Source organism: Streptomyces sp. NPDC002853 (assembly GCF_053591915.1).
Genome location: NZ_JBSFUS010000012.1, coordinates 25,341 through 46,084, shown reverse-complemented (window position 1 = coordinate 46,084; position 20,744 = coordinate 25,341). Strand labels below are relative to the sequence as shown.

Genomic DNA, 20,744 nt, shown 5'->3' with positions numbered 1-20,744 from the left:
CTCTCAACCGGTGGTGACCGGCCCGCACTTGTCGCTGTAGCGATGTGATCAGTCCGTCGTACACAGGGGCGAAGCACCCCTGGTGCGGGAGTCTTCATCGCGGTCGCGATCTGTTACCAGCCTTGACGGTGAATGGATGCGCAACCGTGATGCTGATCGAGGTGTTCCGTTATCCGGACGCACGTGAACGAGGGGCGAACACGGGGCAGTTGGGTCGCAAGGTGCCACGGGAGCCCTTAAGCCCCCTCCACCACCAGAACGGACATCGTGACGGTCAGGGCAGGTATACGAGCCGCGGTGGCCGGTTCCAGGCCCTTTCGATCACGTCCGGTCAGGACCGAGGCACCGCTTCAGTACTGCGCGGGGTAGCCGTAACCGCCCGCGGGCGCCGGTGCGGGCTGGGCCTCGCGGTCGTAGAACGGGCGGGCGTTGGCGCGCAGCCACATGGCCACCGGGTCGAACCCGTCGGACATCGCGACCGTCGACACGGGCAGGCCGTCGGGGACCGCGGCGATCGACTGCTGCATCATCGTGCGCACCCCGTCGACCGATGCCGGCGAGGTGTCGTACACATCGAGACCGATCGCCAGATACGGGGCGCCGAGCGCGGGCTGCACCCAGGCGCGGCGCAGCGAGCGGACCGCGGGGGTGCGGTGGGCGTTCTGCGTGAGCAGGGCGTAGAACTGGGGGATCTCGATGGCCGGCTCGGTGAGTCTGAGCGGCCCCGCGGGCAGCAGGTCCAGGCCCGACGCGATGCGCCGCAGGTCGAGCCAGGGGATGCCGACGCCGCCGCCGGGCGCGTGGGGGTTGAGCCAGAGGCCGTAGTGGTCCGGGAAGAGGGTGCGGGAGATGTCGAGACCGGCAACCACTTCGTACGAGCGGTTCCAGCCACTGGCGGAGAGCTCCTGGGCCGAGGTGACACACGGCGCGTACCCCAGGCCCTCGACCTCCATGTTCCCGTACTGGGCGTCGGGGGAGCCGGCCTGACCGTGCCAGAGCAGCATCCACACCTGGTCGGCGGCGAGCGCCCGCAGGAGCGCCTCGTAGGCGTCATAGCGCCCCGGCGTCACCTGGCGCAGCATGTGCTCGACCTGCCCGGCCGCAGCCGTGCCCGACGCACTCACCCTTAACCGCCCCTTCGCGATGACCCGCTGACCCGGTGGAACTCCGGCTCATGAAACCAGCTTAAGCGGCGATCCTGACACCGACTTGACGTACGGCACCCTCACACACGTACCTGCACATGTCCTTACACATGTCCGTGCTCGTGTCCCGGAGTCCGGCCGAAGAAGGGCCGGACCCGCTCGCGCATCCAGTCGGCGACCGGGTCCTGGGCCACGTCGAGCAGCACCAGGTTCACCGGCCAGGCCACCGGGGCGTGCCCCAGGGCCCGGCCCACGGCCTCCATCGGGAGCTCGCGCGCGTTCCCCTCCCAGGAGGTCAGTTCGACGCCGACGAACAGCGAGGGGTCACCGCCTTCGACGCTGGCCAGGCAGCGGCGGGCGCTCAGGACGATGCCGGTGGCCTCGAACTCGCGGGCGGCGGCGGACAGGAAGTCCACCGGGTCCTCCTGCCAGTCCGGTTCGAAGAGGCGTACGCGGCCGCCGGTCGCGGGCCCGTCCAGCGGCGTGCGTCCCGACCGGCAGAGCTCGGCGACGGCGGGCGGCGGCAGCGGCACACCGACCGTGCCGTCCGGGTTGACCGCGATGCCCAGCTGCGGGGGAAGCCCGCGCGCGAACTCCACGGCGGGCGCCACGGTGCAGCCCATGCGCCCGCCGGTGGCCTGCTGGAACTGCTGCTCGGAGCTGAAGACGGGGACATAGGCCTGGCCGTCGATCTCCAGCGTGGGCAGGTCGAGGGTGCCGCTGTCCGGGGCTCCGCCGTTCGGCAGCGGGACCCAGACGTGGCTGCGGCCGAGCACCTCGACGATGCGGGCCCCCGCGGACGCCTGGGGCGCGCCGGGGGTGCCCAGGGACGCCGCGAGCACCTCTTCGAGTTCGTTGCCCGGCCATCCTCCGTAGGGATGGGCGTGCGCCTGCGCCGGAATGTCCATCTCTTCTAACCCCTGCTCTGTCCCGCTCTGCCTGCGGCACGACCCTAACGTGGCGGGCGGCTCAGCCCCCGAAGCCGATCCCCCGCAGCACCCCGGCCGCCGTCCGGTCCAGGAGCACCGCCGAGCCGCAGCCGCGCGGCAGGTCACCGCGCTCGGCCGCGCCGACGAGCCGGCCGACCGTCCTGCGGTGCCGCGCGAAGGCGTACCGCGACACGCCGCGTCCGCGCGCGAGCTGCCCCTCTATGGCGGTCTCCGGCTCCACGTCGAGCAGCAGCAGGTGCAGGGTCGTGCCGCGCCGCGCGGCCTCGCGCGCCAGCCAGCGGCGCACCCAGGCCTGGGTGCCGCAGTCGTGCACCACGACGCCCTCGCCGGAACGCAGGGCCCTGCGCAGACCGGCGTAGTGCGCGATGCGCACCAGGGGGCGGTACACCGCGTACGGCAGCAGGTCCGGCATGCGCCGGGCCCAGCGGTCGCGGGTGTCCTGCGAGTCGATGCGCGGGCCCGTGACGGCTCGGCGCATCAGCGTGGACTTGCCGCTGCCCGGAAGCCCGGAGACGACGATCAGGTCGCCCTCGCCGAACGTCAGTCGGTGCGGGCTGTGGCCGGTCCGCTGCCGCAGGTCGCGGACGACGGCCGCCGGCAGGGGGCCGCAGCTCTCCCTGGTGGGGGCGGCGGCCTGTTTGGGCAGGGCCACCCCTGTGTTGGTCGCGTAGACGCTCGTCCTGCGCACCGTGATCGGCCTCCCCTTAGCGGTCACGTACCTGCTTCCCGCAGCTTCCCCGGCAAGTGTAAAGAGAAGGTAATGCGGCACAACAGCATTACTGGACTGGCACTGCCCTGTGACGGAGGCGCGTGCAATGATGTGCGCGCAAACTCCATACAGGCCGTTTAAATCCGCGCGGGAGAGTTCCCGGTCACCGTCGTACGACGCACCGGGGCGCCGAAGGAGCAAGTCCCTCCCTTGAATCTCTCAGGCCCCGTACCGCGCGGGCGAGGCACATCTGAAAAGCGGGCCGCCTGCGCGGCTCCACCCAAGGTGCAAGTCATGACCCTCATACGTACGGGTCGTGGTGAACCTCTCAGGTTCCGATGACAGATGGGGAGGATCGACCTCGCCCGTCATGCCCCTGGGAGTTCCACGAATGAGTACTGTCCCCCGTCTGACCGCACTCGATGCCGCGCATCGTGCGCTCGGCGCGACCATGACCGACTTCGCGGGCTGGGACATGCCGCTGCGCTACGGCAGCGAGCGCGACGAGCACGTCGCCGTGCGCACCAAGGCCGGTCTCTTCGATCTCTCCCACATGGGCGAGATCACGGTCTCCGGACCCGAGGCCGTGGACTTCCTGAACTTCTCGCTGGTCGGCAACATCGGCTCCATCGGTGTCGGCCGCGCCCGCTACACGATGATCTGTGCCGAGGACGGCGGCATCCTGGACGACCTGATCGTCTACCGGCTCGGCGAGCCCGAGGCCCCCGAGTACATGGTGGTCGCCAACGCCTCGAACGCACAGGTCGTGCTCGACGCGCTCACCGCCCGCGCCGACGGCTTCGACGCCGAGGTCCGCGACGACCGCGACGCGTACGCCCTGCTCGCCGTCCAGGGTCCCGAGTCCCCCGGCATCCTGAAGTCACTCACGGACGCCGACCTGGACGGCCTGAAGTACTACGCGGGCCTGCCCGGCACCGTCGCGGGTGTGCCCGCGCTGATCGCCCGCACGGGCTACACCGGCGAGGACGGCTTCGAGCTCTTCGTCGCGCCCGGCGACGCCGAGAAGCTCTGGAACGCGCTCATGGAGGCGGGCGAGCCCGTCGGCCTGGTCCCCGCCGGGCTCTCCTGCCGCGACACGCTGCGCCTGGAGGCGGGCATGCCGCTGTACGGGCACGAGCTGACCGCGGACCTCACGCCCTTCGACGCCGGTCTCGGCCGGGTCGTGAAGTTCGAGAAGACCTCGATGTCCGACCGCTTCGTGGGGCGCGAGGCGCTCGCTGCCGCCGCCGAGCGCGCCGAGACCGCTCCCCCGCGCAAGCTGGTGGGCCTGATCGCCGAGGGCCGCCGCATCCCGCGCGCGGGCTTCGCCGTGGTCGCCGACGGCAAGGTCATCGGCGAGGTCACCTCGGGTGCCCCGTCCCCGACCCTGGGCAAGCCGATCGCCATCGCGTACGTCGACGCGGCGCACGCGGCCCCCGGCAGCGAGGGTGTCGGAGTGGACATCCGGGGCACGCACGAGCCGTACGAGGTCGTGGCGCTGCCGTTCTACAAGCGCCAGAAGTGACACCCCGCACAACAGCCTCGTCCATCAGCACTCCCCCGCGTACAGGAGAATTCAGGTCATGAGCAACCCCCAGCAGCTGCGTTACAGCAAGGAGCACGAGTGGCTCTCGGCCGCCGAGGACGGTGTGGCGACGGTCGGTATCACGGAGCACGCGGCCAACGCGCTCGGTGACGTCGTCTACGCCGACCTGCCCGAGGCCGGTGCCGCGGTGACCGCGGGCGAGACGTGCGGCGAGCTCGAGTCGACCAAGTCGGTCAGCGACCTGTACTCGCCGGTGACCGGTGAGGTCGTCGAGTCGAACCAGGACGTCGTGGACGACCCGTCGCTGGTCAACTCCGCCCCGTTCGAGGGTGGTTGGCTCTTCAAGGTACGGATCACGGAGGAGCCGAAGGACCTGCTCTCCGCGGACGAGTACACCGAGTTCTCCGGCAGCTGAAGCCCCCCGAAGACCCTTAGGGACCACCTGATGTCGCTTCTCAACACCCCTCTCCACGAGCTGGACCCGGACGTCGCCGCCGCCGTCGACGCCGAGCTCCACCGTCAGCAGTCCACCCTGGAAATGATCGCCTCGGAGAACTTCGCTCCGGTCGCCGTCATGGAGGCCCAGGGCACGGTCCTCACCAACAAGTACGCCGAGGGCTACCCCGGCCGCCGTTACTACGGCGGCTGCGAGCACGTCGACGTCACCGAGCAGATCGCGATCGACCGGATCAAGGACCTGTTCGGCGCCGAGTACGCCAACGTCCAGCCGCACTCCGGTGCCTCCGCCAACCAGGCCGCCCTCTTCGCGATCGCCCAGCCCGGCGACACGATCCTGGGCCTCGACCTGGCGCACGGCGGCCACCTCACCCACGGCATGCGCCTGAACTTCTCCGGCAAGCAGTTCAACGTGGTCGCGTACCACGTGGACGAGGCCGGCCTGGTCGACATGGCCGAGGTCGAGCGCCTGGCCAAGGAGAACAGCCCCAAGGTGATCATCGCGGGCTGGTCCGCCTACCCGCGCCAGCTGGACTTCGCGGAGTTCCGCCGGATCGCCGACGAGGTCGGCGCGAAGCTGTGGGTCGACATGGCGCACTTCGCCGGTCTCGTCGCCGCCGGTCTGCACCCCAACCCGGTGCCGTACGCGGACGTGGTCACCTCCACCACGCACAAGACGCTCGGCGGCCCGCGCGGCGGCGTCATCCTGGCCCGCAACAAGGACTTCGCGAAGAAGCTGAACTCCGCGGTCTTCCCCGGCTTCCAGGGCGGCCCGCTGGAGCACGTGATCGCGGCCAAGGCCGTCTCCTTCAAGGTCGCGGCCTCGGAGGAGTTCAAGGAGCGCCAGCAGCGCACCCTGGACGGCGCCCGCATCCTGGCCGAGCGCCTGGTGCAGGACGACGCGAAGGCCGTCGGCGTCGACGTCCTGTCCGGCGGCACGGACGTGCACCTGGTCCTGGTGGACCTGCGCAACTCCGAGCTCGACGGCCAGCAGGCCGAGGACCGCCTCCACGAGGTCGGCATCACGGTCAACCGCAACGCGATCCCGAACGACCCGCGCCCCCCGATGGTCACCTCGGGCCTGCGGATCGGTACGCCCGCGCTCGCGACCCGTGGCTTCCAGGAGGACGACTTCCGCGAGGTCGCCGACATCATCGCCGAGGCGCTGAAGCCGGGCTTCGACGCGGACTCCCTGAAGGCCCGCGTCTCCGCCTTGGCGGAAAAGCACCCGCTGTACCCCAACCTGTAGCATTTTCGTACGCTTTCTTTCGTACGAACCTTCGGGGCACCGCGCACACTGGACAACGAGGACAGTGAGTGCGGTGCCCCGGCCCATGCCCCGGCTCACGCCCTGCTTTCTGCACCACCCCGGCAGACGACGGCGTCTACCAACCACCATTGGAGTTTCTCGTGGCCCTCTCGGTCTTCGACCTGTTCTCGATCGGCATCGGCCCGTCCAGCTCCCACACGGTCGGTCCCATGCGCGCCGCCCGCATCTTCGCGAGCCGCCTCAAGAACGAGGGCCTGATGGCCCACACCACCGCCATACGGGCCGAGCTCTACGGCTCGCTCGGTGCGACCGGCCACGGCCACGGCACCCCGAAGGCGGTGCTGCTCGGCCTGGAGGGCGAGTCCCCGCGCTCGGTGGACGTCGAGTTCGCCGACGCCCGCGTCGAGGAGATCAAGTCGAGCGGCCGCATCAACCTCCTCGGCATGCACGAGATCGACTTCGACTTCGACGAGGACCTGGCCCTGCACCGCCGCAAGGCCCTGCCGTACCACGCCAACGGCATGACGATCTTCGCGTACGACCGTGAGGGCGCCCTCGTCCTGGAGAAGACGTACTACTCCGTGGGCGGCGGCTTCGTGGTCGACGACGACGCTGTGGCCGGCGAGAACCCGATCGTGCCGGACGACACGGTCCTCAAGCACCCCTTCCGCACCGGCGACGAGCTCCTTCGCCTGGCCGACGAGACCGGCCTCTCGATCTCCGCGCTGATGCTGGAGAACGAGAAGGCGTGGCGCACCGAGGAGGAGATCCGCTCGGGTCTGCTCGACATCTGGGGCGTCATGCAGTCCTGCGTCTCGCGCGGCATGTCCCGCGAGGGCATCCTGCCGGGCGGCCTGAAGGTCCGCCGCCGCGCCGCGAACTCGGCGCGCCAGCTGCGCGCCGAGGGCGACCCCCTTGCCCGCTCCATGGAGTGGATCACGCTGTACGCGATGGCGGTGAACGAGGAGAACGCGGCGGGTGGCCGGGTCGTGACGGCCCCGACGAACGGCGCCGCGGGCATCATCCCGGCGGTCCTGCACTACTACATGAACTTCATCCCCGGGGCCGACGAGGACGGCGTGGTGCGCTTCCTGCTCGCGGCGGGCGCGATCGGCATGCTCTTCAAGGAGAACGCCTCGATCTCCGGCGCCGAGGTCGGCTGCCAGGGCGAGGTCGGCTCCGCCTGCTCGATGGCCGCGGGCGCCCTCGCCGAGGTGCTCGGCGGCAGCCCCGAGCAGGTCGAGAACGCGGCCGAGATCGGCATGGAGCACAACCTCGGCCTGACCTGCGACCCGGTCGGCGGCCTCGTCCAGATCCCGTGCATCGAGCGCAACGGCATGGCGGCGGTCAAGGCCGTGACCGCGGCGAAGATGGCGATGCGCGGCGACGGCAGCCACAAGGTGTCCCTCGACAAGGTCATCAAGACCATGAAGGACACGGGCGCCGACATGAGCGTCAAGTACAAGGAGACGGCGCGGGGCGGGCTCGCGGTGAACATCATCGAGTGCTGAGGCCCCCGGCCGCCGGCAGCCTTCACCGCGCCACGAACAGCGCCTCCGCGCCCACCGGCCGGTACCCCGCAGCCTGGAAGACCCGCACGCTGCGCGCGTTGCCCGGGGACTGCTGCGCCCACACGTGGGACGCGCCGGGCACCAGGTGCCGGGCGGCGAGGGCGAGCGCCCGGCCGAGGCCCCGGTGACGTACGTCCTCGTCGACCTCGATGGCCGCCTCCCAGCGCCCGGCGAGTCCCCGGCCCAGGACCAGCACCCCGCCCCCGGCGGACGCCCACACCCGTACGTCGTCGCGGCGCTTGCGGGCCCGTGCCACCCGGGGGTGGTCGGGGTCGTCGATCTCGCGCAGGCCCAGGGCCGGGTCGGGGCCGCCCGGCAGGGCGTCGGCCACCGTCAGGAGGTCGGTGGTGTCCGTCGCGCGTCCGGTGCGCTCCAGGAAGGCGGCGAGGAACCGCGGGTTCATCGTGGCGGCCAGCGGATCGCAGTCGAGCGCGGCGAGGGTGGCGTGCACCCACCGCGGGTCCTCGTCCGTGAAGACCACCGAGTGCGCGGTGAAGGCGAGCACGCCCGCGTCGCGGTGACAGGGCTGCGGCACGACGGTGGTCGTGCCGTCGGGCGGCGGGAAGCGCCCGTGGGCCGCTGCGTCGAGGATGGTGCCGAGCGTCGCAGGGGTGCTGGCCATGGGCGTACTCCTTGTGATCGCGTCCTCGGACGGCCGATACCCTAACCCTCGTCAGCAGTGCACGAAGAAGGGGTGGATCCGGTGGCGGACATCGAGGAAGCGCGCAAGACGTTCGACCAGTTCGACGCGGACGGCGACGGCTTCATCACGGCGGCCGAATGGAAGTCGGCCATGGCGAAGATGGGGGACTTCTACGTCACCGAGACGGTCGCCGAGGCCGTGATCGGCACGAAGGACACCGACAAGGACAAGCGCCTCTCCTTCGACGAGTTCTGGGCGAGCCTGAACAAGAAGTAGTGGCCGTACGCAGGAGGGGCCCGGTACGCGAGAGCGCCGGGCCCCTCCCGCGTGTTCGGCGGGCGCGCCGCGCCGCCCGCACGCTCCACCGCCCTTCCGTGCGCTCCAGCCGCGCCGGGTGGTCGAAGCACTTGCTGATCTGGTCGCTCGTCAGTACGTCGTCCACGGGGCCGGAGGCGAGTACGCGGCCCTCGCGCAGCAGCAGCGCGTGCGTCGTGCCCGCCGGGAGCTCCTCCAGGTGGTGCGTGACCAGGACGGACGCGAGTTCGGGGTGCGTCGCGCGCAGGGTGTCCAGGCTTTCGAGGAGGCCTTCGCGGCCATCGCCCTGCACGCGACGGTCGTGGCGGCGGCCCGCAACCCCGTCCTCACGGACTTCTTCGCGGAGTTCGCCCCCGTACTGCGGGAGGGCCTGATCAACCTCCTCGACCTGATCGACGTACGGACGGAGGAGACGAACCACGGCGACGCCGCCCACGCCGCACTCGTACGGGCCGTCGAGGCGAGGGACGCGGAGGAGGCGGCGCGCGTGGCGCAGGCCGAACTCCAGGACACGCTCGGCCGGTTGCTGAGTCGCCACTAGACGGCGGGACGCCACCCCATTCCCCCCGGCCCTTCAGCCCCCCTACCCCTCTGGCCTCTCCTCCCCCGCCACCCCGTACAGCCGCGCCGACGCGTCCACATGCGCCATCCGTCGCATCGCGCTGAACACCGCCTCCCCCAGCACGGTGCCGATCACGACGCTCTCCACCACGTCCTCGACCGCCACGCGCCGGTCCACGTAGCCGAGGTCGGCGCGGGCGACCATTTCGGCGGCGTCGGCGTACTCGTCGAGCAGTTCCGTGAACGCCCCGTGACCGACCCGGCCCATGGCGGCCAGGGCCCGTGACAGGTCGGCCGCGGCGGGATTGGACTCGTGGGTCCGCCAGCCGCGGCGCGCGATCAGCTCGGCGACCGCCGCCTGCGCCGTAGCGGCCTCGGCGTCATCGTCGGCCTCCCCCGCCGTACCGAGCCGGTCAGCGGCGGCACCGAGCACCTTGTGCAGCGGGCGGTCGGGGTCGTCGACCGCGCCGAGCACGTCCGCGATCGCGGACACCTTCAGGCCGCCCACCTCGAGGAGCGCGCGGATGAGGCGCAGCCTGCGTTCATGCGTCTCGCCGTACTGCGCCTGGTTGGGGCTGCTCAACTCGCCCGACGGGAGCAGCCCTTCACGGACGTAGTACTTGATCGTCGGGACCGGCACACCGGTCCTGCGGCTCAACTCGCCAATACGCACGGCCTGCCCACTCTCGACTTTCCCGGTCGCGTTCGCGCTCCCGCCCGCCACTTTGTCACCGGCAGCGCCCTTGCCTTCCCTCACCCCCATCATAGATAGTGACGCTATCGGATAGCGGACAGCACCACTATCCATACACCTGGGGGATTTTCATGCCTTTATGGCGTTCCTGGCACCGGCCGCTCGTCCTGTTCTCCGCGTCCATGGCAGCCCTGGCCGTCATATCCGGCGTCGGACTCCTCGTAGACGACCGCGTGCTGACGGGGGCCCGGATCTGGTTCAAGCCGTTCAAGTTCTCGGTTTCGTTCGTCGCCTACGGACTCTCGCTCGCCTGGATGCTCTCGCTGCTCGACCGCGGCCGGAGGGCGGGCTGGTGGGCGGGCACGGTCGTCGCCGCGTCGAGCCTCGTCGAGATGGTGATCATCACCGGGCAGGTGGTGCGGGGAAAGCGCAGCCACTTCAACCACCAGACCCCGTTCGACGAGGCCCTGTTCAACGCGATGGCCGTCACCGTCGTCATCCTGTGGCTCGGCACCCTGCTCATCGCGATCCTGCTGCTGCGGGCCCGCATCGCCGACCGCGCGTCCGCCTGGGCCATGCGCTGCGGGATCGCCGTCGCGCTCGCCGGGGCGGCCGTCGGGTTCCTGATGACCCAGCCCGCGCCCGGCCAGGAGCGGGGCGGCTCCCCGATCGTCGGCGCCCACAGTGTCGGCGTACCGGACGGCGGCCCCTCCATGCCGCTGACCGGCTGGTCGACCACGGGCGGCGATCTGCGCATCCCGCACTTCGTCGGCATGCACGCGCTGCAGTTGCTCCCGCTGCTCCTGATGGGCCTGACGGTCCTCGCGGCGCGCCCCCGCTTCGGCCGGCTGGCGGACGACCGGGTGCGACTGCGGCTCGTCCTCATCGCCTCGGCCGCGTACGCCGCCGTCTTCGCCCTGGTCACCTGGCAGGCCCTGCGCGGCCAGCCCCTGATCCACCCCGACGGCGCGACGCTGACGGCCGCCGGCCTGATCATCGGCGCGACGGCCGCGAGTGCGTACGGAGTCCTGCGCTCCCCGACCGGCGGGGCAGAACGCCCAGTTCAGGCGGCCGGAAGCCTTCGGGAAGACGACGACAACAAGGAGCTCGTGTCATGACCGGTTTCCTCTTCGAACTCTCCTTCTGGCTGGCCGCCCCGGTCTGGCTGCTCATGATCTTCGCGCCGGGGTGGCGGACGACCGCCCGGATCGCCGCCTCCCCCCTCACCGTCCTACCGGTCCTTTCCGTCTACGTGGCGATGGCGCTGCCCGTCCTCCCCGAACTCTGGGCCGCCGTCAGCAGCCCCGACATCGACGGATTCCGCGAGTTGCTCGTCCTCGCCGGCGGGGCGGGCGCGATCTGGGCCCAGGTCATCGCCTGGGACCTGCTGATCGGACAGTGGATGTACCGCGAGGCGCGGCGCATCGGCATCCACCCGCTGGTCATGGGACCGCTCCTGGTCCTGACGATTCTCCTCTCGCCGTTCGGCCTGCTGCTCTTCCTGCTGCTGCGGGCCGTGCGGGAGAAGCGCGATCAGCCGCGGTCCTTGGCCGGTTCCACGCCGCGCTGATCGACCACCGCACGCTCCAGGACCGCGACTCTGCCGGAGAGGACCTCGGGGTTCCCCGCCTTGCCGGGCTTGCCGCCCGGCTTGTGGTCCTTGGTCAGGTAGCTGCGCGAGCCGAGGTAGGCGAAGGACTTTTTGTCGAAGATCCATTCACTGCGCATCGCGTACGAAGACTCCTCGAGGGTGATGCCGATCCCGTGGCGGCCCGCCGCGTCCACCGCGTCCGGGATCGCGGTCACCCCGGGGAGCTTCGCGACGGCCTTGTAGAACGCGGCGGCGTTCTCCGCCGGCATGATCGTCTCGGCGATCAGGTCGCCGATCCTGTCGAAGACCGCCTGCGCCTTCGTCTCCTCCCCTTCGATCACCGACGTCTCGGCGTACAGCTTCTTCAGCAGGGCGTCGGGGTCGGTGGGGAGCGAGGCCAGCCAGTCGTACGTCGGCCGCTCGGGCCCCTCCGGAACGGCACCGCTGTCATCGGAACCGTCCACGGCGGACGCCTCGATGGGCAGGTCCTGACCGGGCATCGACGCCCCCTTGCCGCTCTCCCGGATCAGGCCGATGTCCGTGACGGGGGCGGGGTTCTGCGCCATCCAGACCTGCCGCTTGAACGGCGTGCCGAGCTTCACCTTGCCGTAGAGCTCGCCCTTGTTCTCCTGGACCAGGCTGCGCACGTACACGAACTGGCTGTCCTTCACCCCCTGCGTGTCGGCCTTCAGGGACGCGGTGGCGATCCGGTCGAGCGTGACGGCCGCACCGGCGCCTCGGCCCGCCCCCATGTCACGGACACCGCCGGAGTCGCCGGAACCGGCCGGAAGCGTGGCGGCCAGCACCCCGGCCACCGCGAGCGCGGCGGCGGCCGGCATCAGCACGGCAGGGCGCAGGAGCCTGCGGCGGGGCGACGCGGGGGCGGGCTTTGTGCGGTCCACGGTGGCGTTGTCGCGGTCGATCTGCTGCATCAGGGTGTCCTTGTGGTGAAGGTGACGCCCCGGCGGAAGTTCCCATTCGTCTTCGTCCGACTCCGCGAGCAGGCGGGCCAGTTCAGCGGCCTCGTCCTCTCCCCGGGACGGGGTGGCGGCGTTCATCGGAATTCCTCCCGCAGGGGCAGGGCCGCGAACGCGGCCTCACTCTCCACCTCTCCGCGACCACGAAGAGGTTCCGTCACGTTCTTCACTTCCGGCACACCAACCCCGTCGGCCCCGTCCTCGCTGAGCCGCCGCAGCCGCGCACGCGCCCGCGACAGCCGCGAGCGCACCGTGCCGACCGGAACACCGAGCGCCTCCGCGGCCTGTGCGTAGTCGAGGCCTGACCACACGCACAGCACGAGCACCTCACGCTCAGGGCGGCGCAGCCTGCGCAGCGCGCCGTGCACCGCCGCGAGCCGCCGCGCGTCGTCCATCCGCCCCGCCGACTCCTCCGCGAAGTCGGCCACTTCGGGCGGCGGGGGCTGCCGGGACAGGAACGCGAGCCGCCGCCGCAGACCGCGGTTGGCGTTCTGCGCCTTGTGCGTCGCGATGCCGAGCAGCCACGGCTTGAGCGAACCGCCGTCCGGTTCGAGCCGCTCCCGGGTGCGCCAGGCCGCCAGGAAGGTCTCGGACATGACCTCCTCGGCAACCGACCAGTTGCCGGTCAGCCGAAGGGCGTGGTTGTAGACCGTCCGCGCATACGCCTCGTACAACTCTCCGAACGCCTCGCGCTCGCCTGCCCGGATCCGTGCATGGATGCCATCTCCCAGTTCAGTAGGCCTCACACCACGTATCTCTCCGCACTCCCGGACGAGTTCCTGTGCCCCTCGTCACACGCGACTTCCCGCTACGTCGTGTCCGGCGGCCCGCAGCCGCCGGTACTGTCCCGGCGCCACCCCGAACTCCCGCTTGAACGCCTTGGAGAAGGCGAACTCCGAGGTGTAGCCCGACCGTTCCGCGACCTGCCGCAGCGGCAGGTCCTCCTCGCGCAGCAGCCGCCCGGCCGCCGTCATCCGCCACCACGTCAGATACGCGAGCGGCGGGGTCCCCACCGTCGCCGCGAACCGGCGGGCGAACGCGGCACGCGACAGGCCCGCGAGCGCGCCGAGGTTCTCCACCGTCCAGGGATGCGCCGGGTCACCGTGCACCGCCCGCAGCGCGGCCGCCACCGCCGGGTCGGCGAGCGCGGCGGACCAGCCGGTCGGATGCCCGGAGCCGTGCCGCTCCTGGAGCCACCACGCCCGCAGGATGTAGAGCAGCATCGTGTCCAGCAGCGCGGGCACGACGGCGTCCGACCCCGGCTGCTCGTCCACGAGTTCGGCGCCGAGGAGCTCCACCGCGGCACGCAGCGATGCGTGCTCGCCGACCCTCGCCGGCAGGTGCACCACCTCGGGCAGTTCGGCGAGCAGCGGGTGGGCGCGCGCCTTGTCGAGCTGATAGGCCCCGCAGAGCAGCACCGTGGACGCGCCGTCACCCTCGCTCTCCCAGGTCGTCGGCCAGGACCCGTCCGGTTCGGGCGCGAAGCCCTCCAGGGGGACGTCGGGCGCACTCGCCAGCGCGTGCCCCCGCCCGTGCGCGAGGTAGACCACGTCACCGGGCCCGAGCGCCACCGGCCGCGCGCCGTCCCCGCCCGGAATCAGCCAGGCGGAACCCTGGAGCACCACGTGGAACCCGGCGCCGTTCGAGGGGGCGAACCCTAGCCCCCAGGGGGCGCGCCTGTGCGTACGGGAGGAGTGCGGGCGCCCCGTGCGCATGGCCGTGATCGCGTCACTGAGAACGTCCATGTCCGTACGGTAGCCCGGAGCGAGGGCAGCGAGACGTACGGGCAGGAAATAGAGACTGACAGGCATGGATCGTCTCGCACACCCCGCATAGCGTTCCCGGCATGACAACGACCGCAGCACCGTCCGCCACCACACCGTCCACCACCCGCGCCGTCCTCTTCGACGAGATCGGCGGCCCCGAGGTCCTGAAGATCCACGAGGTGGAGCTGACGCCACCCGCTCCGGGAGAACTCCTCATCCGCGTCGAGGCCCTGGGCCTCAACCGCGCCGAAGCCCTCTTCCGCTCCGGCGGCTACTACTACGAGCCCACCCTCCCCGGCTCACGGCTCGGCTACGAGGCCGCGGGCGTCGTCGAGCGGATCGGCGAGGGAGTCACCGAATTCGCCGTGGGCGACACGGTGTTCACCGGACCCGGCATCGAGATGAGCGCCCAGGGCGTGTACGCCGAACGCGTGGTCCTGCCCGCGTCCGCCGTAGTGCCTCGCCCCGCCGAGGTGGACGCGGCCACCGGAGCCGCCGCCTGGCTCACCTACACCACGGCGTACGGCGGCATGATCGAGACGGGCGGCCTCCGCCCCGGCGACCACGTATTGATCACCGGCGCGTCCAGCGGGGTGGGGACGGCCGCGATCCAGGTCGCCCGGCGCACAGGAGCCGTACCCATCGCCACGACGCGCACCGAGGCGAAGAGGCAGCAGCTCCTCGATCTGGGCGCGGCGGAAGTCATCGTGACCGGCGGCAAGGACCCCGAGGACGTCGTGAAGGAGACCAGGCAGGCCACCGGCGGGCGCGGCGTGGAGCTCATCTTCGACGCGATCGGCGGCCCCGGCTTCCGCACCCTGGCCGAGGCGCTCGTACCGGAGGGCGGCACCGTCGTCGCCTACGGCTGGCTCGACCCACGCCCCGCGGAGCTCCCGTGGATGGCGGGCCTGACGATCCACTTCTACGCCAACTCCACCCTGACCACCACGCCGGACGGCCGCCGCCGCTCCACGGCCTTCCTCAACCACGGCTTGCGGGACGGGGCCTTCCGTCCACCGATCGCCGAGGTCTTCGACGGCCTCGACCGCATCCAGGACGCGCACCGCCTGATGGAGGCCAATACCCACACCGGCAAGATCGTGGTGAGACTCTGAGGCGGTCCTGCGCACCCGTCCGAAATACCTCCCGCGTTCCGGAGGTTGGCTCCGGTATCGGTACGACACCAGCGCAACAACCCCCGGAAGGGCCAGTCATGAAGATCGGCATCATCGGCGCGGGCAACATCGGCGGCAACCTCACCCGCCGCCTCACGGCCGTCGGCCACGACGTCTCCGTCGCGAACTCCCGTGGCCCGCACACCCTCACGGACCTCGCCGCGGAGACCGGCGCGACGCCGGTCACGGTCGAGGAGGCCGCACGCGGCGCGCAGGTGGTGGTCGTCACGATCCCCCTGAAGGCCGTACCGAACCTGCCGTCGGGCTTCCTCGACGACGCCGCCGAGAACGTCGCCGTCATCGACACCGGCAACTACTACCCGCAGCAGCGCGACGGCAAGATCGCCGAGATCGAGGAAGGCCTGACGGAGAGCCGCTGGACGGAACGCCAGATCGGCCACCCGGTGATCAAGGCCTTCAACGGCACGTACGCCCAGGACATCCTCGACAAGCCCCAGCCCAAGGGCACGCCCGGCCGCGTCGCCCTGCCGGTGTCCGGCGACGACGAGGCCGCCAAGAAGGTCGTACGCGACCTCATCGACGAGATCGGCTTCGACACCGTCGACACGGGCGGCCAGGACGAGTCGTGGCGCCAGCAGCCGGGCACCCCGGTCTACGGCCTGGCCAAGGACACCGAAGCAATCACCAAGGCCCTGGCCGAAGCCTCCCCGGAGCGCACGGCGGAGTGGCGCGCCTGACGGGCGCCGGTCGCGCTGCGGGAGTGGCTACGGCTTGGCCCACTCCCTCAGCGCGTCCTCGCTCGCGAAGTCCGCGACGTTCTTGTCCAGTGGAGTCGACGTGTACTGGTGGATGCGCCACTTCGCCTTGATGCGTGGCTTGCCCGCCGTCACGTAGTCGGCGATCCACAAGGCGTCGCCCGCGTACGACGTGCTGTCGTGGTTGAGCCAAAAATCCCGATTGCAGTACAACATGACCCTGTGGTTGGGCCGGAGCTCCTTCACCTCGCGGATGAACCGGTCCTTCTCCGCGTTGCTCGCGCGCGTGCGGTCTCCCGTCCATTCCCAGTCCACCGCCAGCAAGTCCCCCGCTTTCTCCGGGGACTTGCTCACGAAGTACTCCGCCTGGGCCTTGATGTTCCCCGGCCACAGGAAGTGGTAGAAGCCGACCACGCAGCCGCCGTCCCGCGCTCGCTTCGTCTGTGCCGTCAGCCTTGGATTGACGTACGAGCGGCCTTCCGTCGCTTTTATGATGACGAAGGAGATGCCGTCCGTGTCGAACGTGGACTGGTACGAGCTGACGTCGATGCCTTTGAGCACGGGCAGCCTCCTGCGCGGCAGAGGGGAGGGCAGCTGGAGCAGCTGGATCTACCCTTGTGGTGCCCGGTGGCCGTGATGGTCAACCGTTGAACCGCTCAGCGGAAGATCCCCGTGTGTCCGAGCGAGTAGCGGCCGGGCTGCGGGTAGACCGCGAGGCCGTGCGGGCCGCCGCCGACCGGGATGCGGGCGGTCTGGACTCCGGTGCGGGTGTCGATGGCGTACACCTCGGAGTCGTAACGCCCGGACAGCCAGAGGGTGTTGCCGTCCGCCGACACCCCGCCCATGTCGGGGCTGCCGCCGTCGGGGAGTTTCCACTTCTTGGTGAGTTTGTTCTTCGGGAAGTCGAAGACGGAGACCGTACCCTCGCCGCGGTTGGACACGTACATCTCGCGTGAGTCCCGGCTGATGTACAGCCCGTGGGTGCCCTTGCCGGTCGGCAGGAGCTTCGGCTTGTCGAACTTGTCGCCGCTCAGGACCCACATGCCGTCGGCCATCATGTCGGCGACGTAGAAGGTCTTGCCGTCGGGCGAGATCTTCACGTCCTGCGGCATCGCGCCCTTGAAGGGGAGCTTCTGCTGGCCGATGACCTTCATCTTCTCGGTGTCGACCTTGAGGAGTTCGCCGGAGAACTCGCAGGAGACGATGAAGTAGCGTCCGTCGGCCGAGAAGTCGGCGTGGTTCACGCCGTAGCAGCTGACCGGTTCCGTCTTGACCTTCTTCATGGTGTGCGGGTCGCGGAAGACGAGCTCCCGGTCCATGGAGGCCATCACGATGGCGTGCTTGCCGTTGGGCGTGAAGTAGAGGTTGTACGGGTCGTGCACGTCGACCGGCTTTCCCGCCTTGCCGGTCTTGGGGTCGATGGGCGTGAGCGTGTGGCCGCGGTTGTTGTTGACCCAGAGCGTCTTCATGTCCCAGGAGGGGACGACGTGTTGGGGCTGGACCCCGACGTCGATCGTGTCGATGACCTCGTACGACTTGGGGTCGATGACCGAGACGGTGTTGGAGTTGGTGTTGGGGACGTAGATCCGGGAGGGGAAGTCCTTGACCACCGGGGAGAGCTTGCCCGGGCGGTCGGCCGCGTAGACGTCCTTGGGGTCGAGCACGGGCGGCATCCCCGGCAGGCCGTCCGCGGCCTTGGGTTTGGTGGGCTTCTGGATGCCCTTGGTGCCGAGGGCTTCGTCCTCGCGGGGCTCGCCGCCGCATCCGGCGAGCGCGGCGGAGACGACGACACCGGCGGCGATGACCGCTCCGGTGCGCCGGGTGAGGTTCAGGTGCAGGGTCATCAGGTCAGCAACTCCGTGGTCGTCACCGCGCGCAGGTCGCGGCGGTCCAGTTCTTCCAGGACGGCGGGGAGCGCGGCGACCGTGTCCGCGTACCCGAAGTGCAGGCTCACGACGGAGCCCGCGCGTACCTCTGTGGTGATCTTGCGGGCGACGGCCCCGGCCCCCGGCGAGGTGAAGTCGAGGGAGTCGACGTCGTACGAGAGGACGTGCGGGTATCCGGCGCGGCGGGCGAGGCGGGCGACGAGGGGGGTCGCGGTCTCGGCGCGCGAGGGGCGGAACCAGGTGCCGATGGAGCCGGTGAGGCGGCGCAGGCGATCGGCGCAGCCGGTGATCTCCGCGTAGGCGTCGGCCTCGGGCAGCTCGTTGATCGTGACGTGGTGGTGGGTGTGGTTGCCCAGTTCGTGGCCGCCGTCGAGGATGCGCCGGGCGAGGTCGGGGTGTTCGTCGAGCCAGCTGCCGACGGCGAGGACCGTGATCCTGGCGTCTGCTTTCTCGGCGATGGTGAGGATGGAGCGTGCGGTGGCCCGGTCGCCTTGGCCGTGGAAGGTGAGAGCGATCCGGGGCCGGCCGCGGGGGCCGTGCGCGATCTGGTCAGGGAGGCCGGGGAAGCGGCGGGGTGCGGGGGCTGCCCGGGGTGTCGCGGGGGCGCGGTGCCGGGTGGCGGGTGCGGCCCGGTGGTCGGCGGGGGCTTTCTCGCGGGCGGAGCAGCCGGTGGCGAGGGCGCCCGCGGTGAGGGCGCCCGCGGTCAGCACGCCCGGGGTGAGTGCGGCCGCGGCGGCAAGGCCGGCGCCCGTGCGCAGGGCTCCACGGCGGTCGGTCTCGGTCACCCGACCATTTAATGGGCAAAGAGGGCAAAAGGCGCTTATTGCCCGTACGCGTTCCTCGCGGGTCGGGCCCGAGAGGCGGGCGGCCACCTCGGCGCCCCTTGCGGAACACCTGTCACAGCCGGAACTTAACCAGCGTTTACCAGGCAGGTGTCCCAGCTCACCAAGGATTCACCTTTGAACTGACACGATTCGCACCCTTATGCCCGGATAGGGGCTTTTGGATCGTCGGCCCCCGTCTGCCATAGTCGAAACCACGACCCCCATTGACCCGGGCTCAGGTCGTCATCGGCGTCCGTGGAACACACCCCTTTGTCCACGGCCGCTCCGCGAAGGCCCCCGCAGCGCCGCACACCGGCGACCGGGGGCTTTCGCGCATCACCCCGGAACCACGCCTCTCAGCGGTCGGCGACCCGCATCTCGAACCAGGTCGTCTTGCCGCGCGGCAGCAGATCCACGCCCCAGCGGTCGGAGAGCTTGTCGACCAGGAAGAGGCCGCGGCCACTGAGGTCGAGTTCCTGGACGGGCATCAGACAGGGCAGCCCGCGCGAGGGGTCGCGCACCTCGATCCTGATCCAGCCGCGCCGCCGCATCATCCGCAGCCCGAAGACCCGGGCGCCGGTGTGCCGCACGGCGTTGCCGACGAGTTCGGAGGTGAGGAGCACCGCGTCCTCGGTCAGCTTCGGGGAGAGCCCCCAGTGGCGGAGCACCACGACCTGGGCGAGCCGGCGCGCGATGGCGGCGGACTCCGGGCGCGACGGCAGCGGAACCTCCGCGTCCGTCGGATTGCCGAACAGCTCGAGCGCCTTGAGCGCGTGTTCGTCCTCAACCGCCGGCGACCAGCGCGCCGCGGTCGCACTCCCGTGTCGCCGCGGCTGTTCGATACCCTCCAGCCCCGCCATGCCCCCCATCATGGCCGCACACAGCGAGTTCCGGGGCCGTTCCGACGGAATAAGCCCCCCGGAACCATCCATTCCGGGGGGCCGGGTAGGCATATGCCAGAGGCAGAGCGGACCCCGTCACACCCGCACTGACCTGCGATGACTGCACGCTTACGGGTGATCACTTACGGCCTCCGAGCCCTCAGACTTAAGGTTCTCTTAAGCCGCGCATAATCCGCTCCTTCGGGGGACACTTTGGCTGACGCGGCCTCAACTGGTCGCGCCACGGCGGAAATTCAGAGGAACTTCGCCTTGCCGGGGCCCTCTTCGACGAAGCTGCGCATGCCACGCTCACGGTCCTCGGTGGCGAACAGACCGGCGAACCAGGTGCGTTCAATCGCGAGCCCGGTGTCGATGTCCGTCTCCAGGCCCGCGTCCACGGACTCCTTGGCGGCGCGCAGCGCGAGCGCGGGCCCCTGGGCGAGCCGCGCGGCCCACTGGTGCGCCTGCTCGTACACCTCGGCGGCGGGCACGACCCGGTCCACCAGGCCGATGGTGAGCGCCTCGTCGGCCTTGACCATGCGGCCGGTGAAGATGAGGTCCTTGGCCTTGGAGGGGCCGACCAGACGGGACAGCCGCTGGGTGCCGCCCGCGCCCGGAATCAGGCCGAGCAGGATCTCCGGCTGGCCGAGCTTGGCGTTGTCGGCGGCGATACGGAAGTCGGCGCAGAGGGCGAGCTCGCAGCCGCCGCCGAGTGCGTAGCCGGTGACGGCGGCGACGACGGGCTTGGGGATACGGGCGACCGCGGTGAAGGAGTCCTGCAGGGCCCTGGACCGCACGACCATCGCGGTGTGGTCCATGGCCTGCATTTCCTTGATGTCCGCGCCCGCCGCGAACACCTTCTCGCCGCCGTAGATGATCACGGCGCGTACGTCGTCGCGCCGGGTCGCCTCTTCGGCCAGCTCCTTGAGCCGGTCCTGCAGGGCGATGTCGAGCGCGTTCATCGGGGGGCGGTCGAGGCGGATCGTGCCGACGCCCTCGGCGACTTCGAGATGCACAGATGTCATGCGAGGCACGTTAGCCGTGCCTCGCATGACGGGGACATGCGAC

Annotated in this window: 23 protein-coding genes, 1 pseudogene and 2 riboswitches; of the genes and pseudogenes, 10 read left to right on the top strand and 14 right to left on the bottom strand. The window is 70.6% G+C overall.

Features of this window, described 5'->3' with window-relative positions; translation table 11 throughout:
• Nucleotides 1-350: 350 nt before the first annotated feature.
• The 3 genes from ACWD02_RS30795 to ACWD02_RS30785 form a co-directional block, all read right to left on the bottom strand.
• Complete coding sequence (locus ACWD02_RS30795; protein ID WP_451216129.1) at nucleotides 351-1,124, bottom strand: enhanced serine sensitivity protein SseB C-terminal domain-containing protein; 774 nt, start codon at nucleotides 1,122-1,124, stop codon at nucleotides 351-353.
• A gap of 125 nt (nucleotides 1,125-1,249) precedes the next feature.
• The gene (locus ACWD02_RS30790; RefSeq protein WP_451216126.1) at nucleotides 1,250-2,053 is read right to left on the bottom strand and encodes an enhanced serine sensitivity protein SseB; all 804 of its coding nucleotides are present in this window, start codon (nucleotides 2,051-2,053) and stop codon (nucleotides 1,250-1,252) included.
• Between the two features lie 61 nt (nucleotides 2,054-2,114).
• Nucleotides 2,115-2,789: an AAA family ATPase gene (locus tag ACWD02_RS30785; protein ID WP_451216789.1), complete on the bottom strand. Its 675-nt coding sequence runs from the start codon at nucleotides 2,787-2,789 to the stop codon at nucleotides 2,115-2,117.
• A gap of 153 nt (nucleotides 2,790-2,942) precedes the next feature.
• Nucleotides 2,943-3,048: riboswitch (glycine riboswitch) on the top strand.
• A riboswitch (glycine riboswitch) is annotated at nucleotides 3,049-3,159 on the top strand.
• A gap of 36 nt (nucleotides 3,160-3,195) precedes the next feature.
• On the opposite strand from ACWD02_RS30785, the gene gcvT reads away from it, so the two are divergent.
• From gcvT to ACWD02_RS30765, 4 genes are all read left to right on the top strand, one after another.
• Nucleotides 3,196-4,329: a glycine cleavage system aminomethyltransferase GcvT gene (gcvT, locus tag ACWD02_RS30780; protein ID WP_451216123.1), complete on the top strand. Its 1,134-nt coding sequence runs from the start codon at nucleotides 3,196-3,198 to the stop codon at nucleotides 4,327-4,329.
• 58 nt (nucleotides 4,330-4,387) lie between these two features.
• Nucleotides 4,388-4,765, top strand: coding sequence for a glycine cleavage system protein GcvH (gene gcvH, locus ACWD02_RS30775; protein WP_363314537.1), 378 nt, complete (start codon nucleotides 4,388-4,390; stop codon nucleotides 4,763-4,765).
• 30 nt (nucleotides 4,766-4,795) lie between these two features.
• On the top strand, nucleotides 4,796-6,055 hold the full coding sequence (gene glyA, locus ACWD02_RS30770; protein ID WP_451216119.1) for a serine hydroxymethyltransferase: 1,260 nt from the start codon (nucleotides 4,796-4,798) through the stop codon (nucleotides 6,053-6,055).
• Between the two features lie 161 nt (nucleotides 6,056-6,216).
• Entirely contained in the window at nucleotides 6,217-7,587 is a 1,371-nt protein-coding gene (locus ACWD02_RS30765) for an L-serine ammonia-lyase (protein ID WP_451216786.1), read from the top strand.
• Between the two features lie 22 nt (nucleotides 7,588-7,609).
• Here ACWD02_RS30765 and ACWD02_RS30760 read toward each other — a convergent pair whose 3' ends face one another.
• Nucleotides 7,610-8,269 carry a GNAT family N-acetyltransferase gene (locus tag ACWD02_RS30760; RefSeq protein ID WP_451216116.1) on the bottom strand — a complete coding sequence of 220 codons (660 nt, stop codon included), beginning with the start codon at nucleotides 8,267-8,269 and terminating at the stop codon, nucleotides 7,610-7,612.
• Nucleotides 8,270-8,350: 81 nt separating this feature from the next.
• Between ACWD02_RS30760 and ACWD02_RS30755 the strand changes: the two genes are divergently transcribed.
• A complete protein-coding gene (locus tag ACWD02_RS30755) occupies nucleotides 8,351-8,566 on the top strand; it encodes an EF-hand domain-containing protein (protein WP_363212409.1) in 216 nt (71 codons plus the stop codon).
• A 58-nt stretch (nucleotides 8,567-8,624) separates the two neighbouring features.
• Here the strand turns inward: ACWD02_RS30755 and ACWD02_RS30750 are convergent.
• A pseudogene (locus ACWD02_RS30750) lies at nucleotides 8,625-8,885 on the bottom strand (ABC transporter ATP-binding protein); the annotation flags it as partial.
• Between ACWD02_RS30750 and ACWD02_RS30745 the strand changes: the two are divergent.
• Nucleotides 8,775-9,146 (top strand): FCD domain-containing protein, encoded by a 372-nt coding sequence (locus ACWD02_RS30745; RefSeq protein ID WP_451216783.1) that lies wholly within the window; start codon nucleotides 8,775-8,777, stop codon nucleotides 9,144-9,146. The pseudogene ACWD02_RS30750 and the gene ACWD02_RS30745 overlap by 111 nt on opposite strands.
• A 42-nt stretch (nucleotides 9,147-9,188) precedes the next feature.
• Here ACWD02_RS30745 and ACWD02_RS30740 read toward each other — a convergent pair whose 3' ends face one another.
• Nucleotides 9,189-9,839, bottom strand: a complete 651-nt coding sequence (locus ACWD02_RS30740) for a MerR family transcriptional regulator (protein WP_451216113.1) — start codon at nucleotides 9,837-9,839, stop codon at nucleotides 9,189-9,191.
• A 152-nt stretch (nucleotides 9,840-9,991) separates the two neighbouring features.
• Between ACWD02_RS30740 and ACWD02_RS30735 the strand changes: the two genes are divergently transcribed.
• Nucleotides 9,992-10,978, top strand: coding sequence for a hypothetical protein (locus tag ACWD02_RS30735; RefSeq protein WP_451216110.1), 987 nt, complete (start codon nucleotides 9,992-9,994; stop codon nucleotides 10,976-10,978).
• Complete coding sequence (locus ACWD02_RS30730) at nucleotides 10,975-11,430, top strand: ABA4-like family protein (RefSeq protein WP_451216107.1); 456 nt, start codon at nucleotides 10,975-10,977, stop codon at nucleotides 11,428-11,430. The genes ACWD02_RS30735 and ACWD02_RS30730 overlap by 4 nt, the downstream gene beginning before the upstream one ends.
• On the opposite strand, the gene ACWD02_RS30725 is transcribed toward ACWD02_RS30730, so the two are convergent.
• The 3 genes from ACWD02_RS30725 to ACWD02_RS30715 are packed head-to-tail and all read right to left on the bottom strand — an operon-like array spanning nucleotide 11,394 to nucleotide 14,173.
• Nucleotides 11,394-12,509: a CU044_5270 family protein gene (locus tag ACWD02_RS30725; protein WP_451216104.1), complete on the bottom strand. Its 1,116-nt coding sequence runs from the start codon at nucleotides 12,507-12,509 to the stop codon at nucleotides 11,394-11,396. The genes ACWD02_RS30730 and ACWD02_RS30725 overlap by 37 nt on opposite strands.
• A complete protein-coding gene (locus ACWD02_RS30720; RefSeq protein WP_451216101.1) occupies nucleotides 12,506-13,174 on the bottom strand; it encodes an RNA polymerase sigma factor in 669 nt (222 codons plus the stop codon). The genes ACWD02_RS30725 and ACWD02_RS30720 overlap by 4 nt, the downstream gene beginning before the upstream one ends.
• Before the next feature lie 45 nt (nucleotides 13,175-13,219).
• Nucleotides 13,220-14,173: an AraC family transcriptional regulator gene (locus ACWD02_RS30715; protein ID WP_451216098.1), complete on the bottom strand. Its 954-nt coding sequence runs from the start codon at nucleotides 14,171-14,173 to the stop codon at nucleotides 13,220-13,222.
• Nucleotides 14,174-14,274: 101 nt separating this feature from the next.
• Between ACWD02_RS30715 and ACWD02_RS30710 the strand changes: the two genes are divergently transcribed.
• The gene (locus ACWD02_RS30710; RefSeq protein WP_451216095.1) at nucleotides 14,275-15,309 is read left to right on the top strand and encodes a zinc-dependent alcohol dehydrogenase family protein; all 1,035 of its coding nucleotides are present in this window, start codon (nucleotides 14,275-14,277) and stop codon (nucleotides 15,307-15,309) included.
• A gap of 98 nt (nucleotides 15,310-15,407) precedes the next feature.
• Nucleotides 15,408-16,067, top strand: coding sequence for an NADPH-dependent F420 reductase (locus ACWD02_RS30705; RefSeq protein WP_451216092.1), 660 nt, complete (start codon nucleotides 15,408-15,410; stop codon nucleotides 16,065-16,067).
• A gap of 27 nt (nucleotides 16,068-16,094) precedes the next feature.
• On the opposite strand, the gene ACWD02_RS30700 is transcribed toward ACWD02_RS30705, so the two are convergent.
• The 5 genes from ACWD02_RS30700 to ACWD02_RS30680 form a co-directional block, all read right to left on the bottom strand.
• A complete protein-coding gene (locus ACWD02_RS30700) occupies nucleotides 16,095-16,646 on the bottom strand; it encodes a glycoside hydrolase family 25 protein (RefSeq protein ID WP_451216089.1) in 552 nt (183 codons plus the stop codon).
• Nucleotides 16,647-16,741: 95 nt separating this feature from the next.
• On the bottom strand, nucleotides 16,742-17,929 hold the full coding sequence (locus ACWD02_RS30695) for a YncE family protein (protein WP_451216086.1): 1,188 nt from the start codon (nucleotides 17,927-17,929) through the stop codon (nucleotides 16,742-16,744).
• Nucleotides 17,929-18,756, bottom strand: a complete 828-nt coding sequence (locus ACWD02_RS30690) for a polysaccharide deacetylase family protein (protein ID WP_451216083.1) — start codon at nucleotides 18,754-18,756, stop codon at nucleotides 17,929-17,931. The genes ACWD02_RS30695 and ACWD02_RS30690 overlap by 1 nt, the downstream gene beginning before the upstream one ends.
• A gap of 395 nt (nucleotides 18,757-19,151) precedes the next feature.
• Complete coding sequence (locus tag ACWD02_RS30685) at nucleotides 19,152-19,655, bottom strand: ATP-binding protein (protein WP_371527060.1); 504 nt, start codon at nucleotides 19,653-19,655, stop codon at nucleotides 19,152-19,154.
• A 275-nt stretch (nucleotides 19,656-19,930) separates the two neighbouring features.
• Nucleotides 19,931-20,701 (bottom strand): enoyl-CoA hydratase/isomerase family protein, encoded by a 771-nt coding sequence (locus ACWD02_RS30680; RefSeq protein WP_451216080.1) that lies wholly within the window; start codon nucleotides 20,699-20,701, stop codon nucleotides 19,931-19,933.
• Nucleotides 20,702-20,744 lie beyond the last annotated feature (43 nt).

Excerpts from the sequence above, each read along its gene's own strand:
- ACWD02_RS30760 (WP_451216116.1), bottom strand. The coding sequence starts at position 8,269 with ATGGCCAGCACCCCTGCGACGCTCGGCACCATCCTCGACGCAGCGGCC.
- ACWD02_RS30685 (WP_371527060.1), bottom strand. The coding sequence starts at position 19,655 with ATGGCGGGGCTGGAGGGTATCGAACAGCCGCGGCGACACGGGAGTGCG.
- ACWD02_RS30730 (WP_451216107.1), top strand. The coding sequence starts at position 10,975 with ATGACCGGTTTCCTCTTCGAACTCTCCTTCTGGCTGGCCGCCCCGGTC.
- ACWD02_RS30705 (WP_451216092.1), top strand. The coding sequence starts at position 15,408 with ATGAAGATCGGCATCATCGGCGCGGGCAACATCGGCGGCAACCTCACC.
- gcvH (WP_363314537.1), top strand. The coding sequence starts at position 4,388 with ATGAGCAACCCCCAGCAGCTGCGTTACAGCAAGGAGCACGAGTGGCTC.
- ACWD02_RS30695 (WP_451216086.1), bottom strand. The coding sequence starts at position 17,929 with ATGACCCTGCACCTGAACCTCACCCGGCGCACCGGAGCGGTCATCGCC.
- ACWD02_RS30715 (WP_451216098.1), bottom strand. The coding sequence starts at position 14,173 with ATGGACGTTCTCAGTGACGCGATCACGGCCATGCGCACGGGGCGCCCG.
- ACWD02_RS30680 (WP_451216080.1), bottom strand. The coding sequence starts at position 20,701 with ATGACATCTGTGCATCTCGAAGTCGCCGAGGGCGTCGGCACGATCCGC.
- ACWD02_RS30710 (WP_451216095.1), top strand. The coding sequence starts at position 14,275 with ATGACAACGACCGCAGCACCGTCCGCCACCACACCGTCCACCACCCGC.
- ACWD02_RS30725 (WP_451216104.1), bottom strand. The coding sequence starts at position 12,509 with ATGAACGCCGCCACCCCGTCCCGGGGAGAGGACGAGGCCGCTGAACTG.
- glyA (WP_451216119.1), top strand. The coding sequence starts at position 4,796 with ATGTCGCTTCTCAACACCCCTCTCCACGAGCTGGACCCGGACGTCGCC.
- gcvT (WP_451216123.1), top strand. The coding sequence starts at position 3,196 with ATGAGTACTGTCCCCCGTCTGACCGCACTCGATGCCGCGCATCGTGCG.
- ACWD02_RS30790 (WP_451216126.1), bottom strand. The coding sequence starts at position 2,053 with ATGGACATTCCGGCGCAGGCGCACGCCCATCCCTACGGAGGATGGCCG.
- ACWD02_RS30735 (WP_451216110.1), top strand. The coding sequence starts at position 9,992 with ATGCCTTTATGGCGTTCCTGGCACCGGCCGCTCGTCCTGTTCTCCGCG.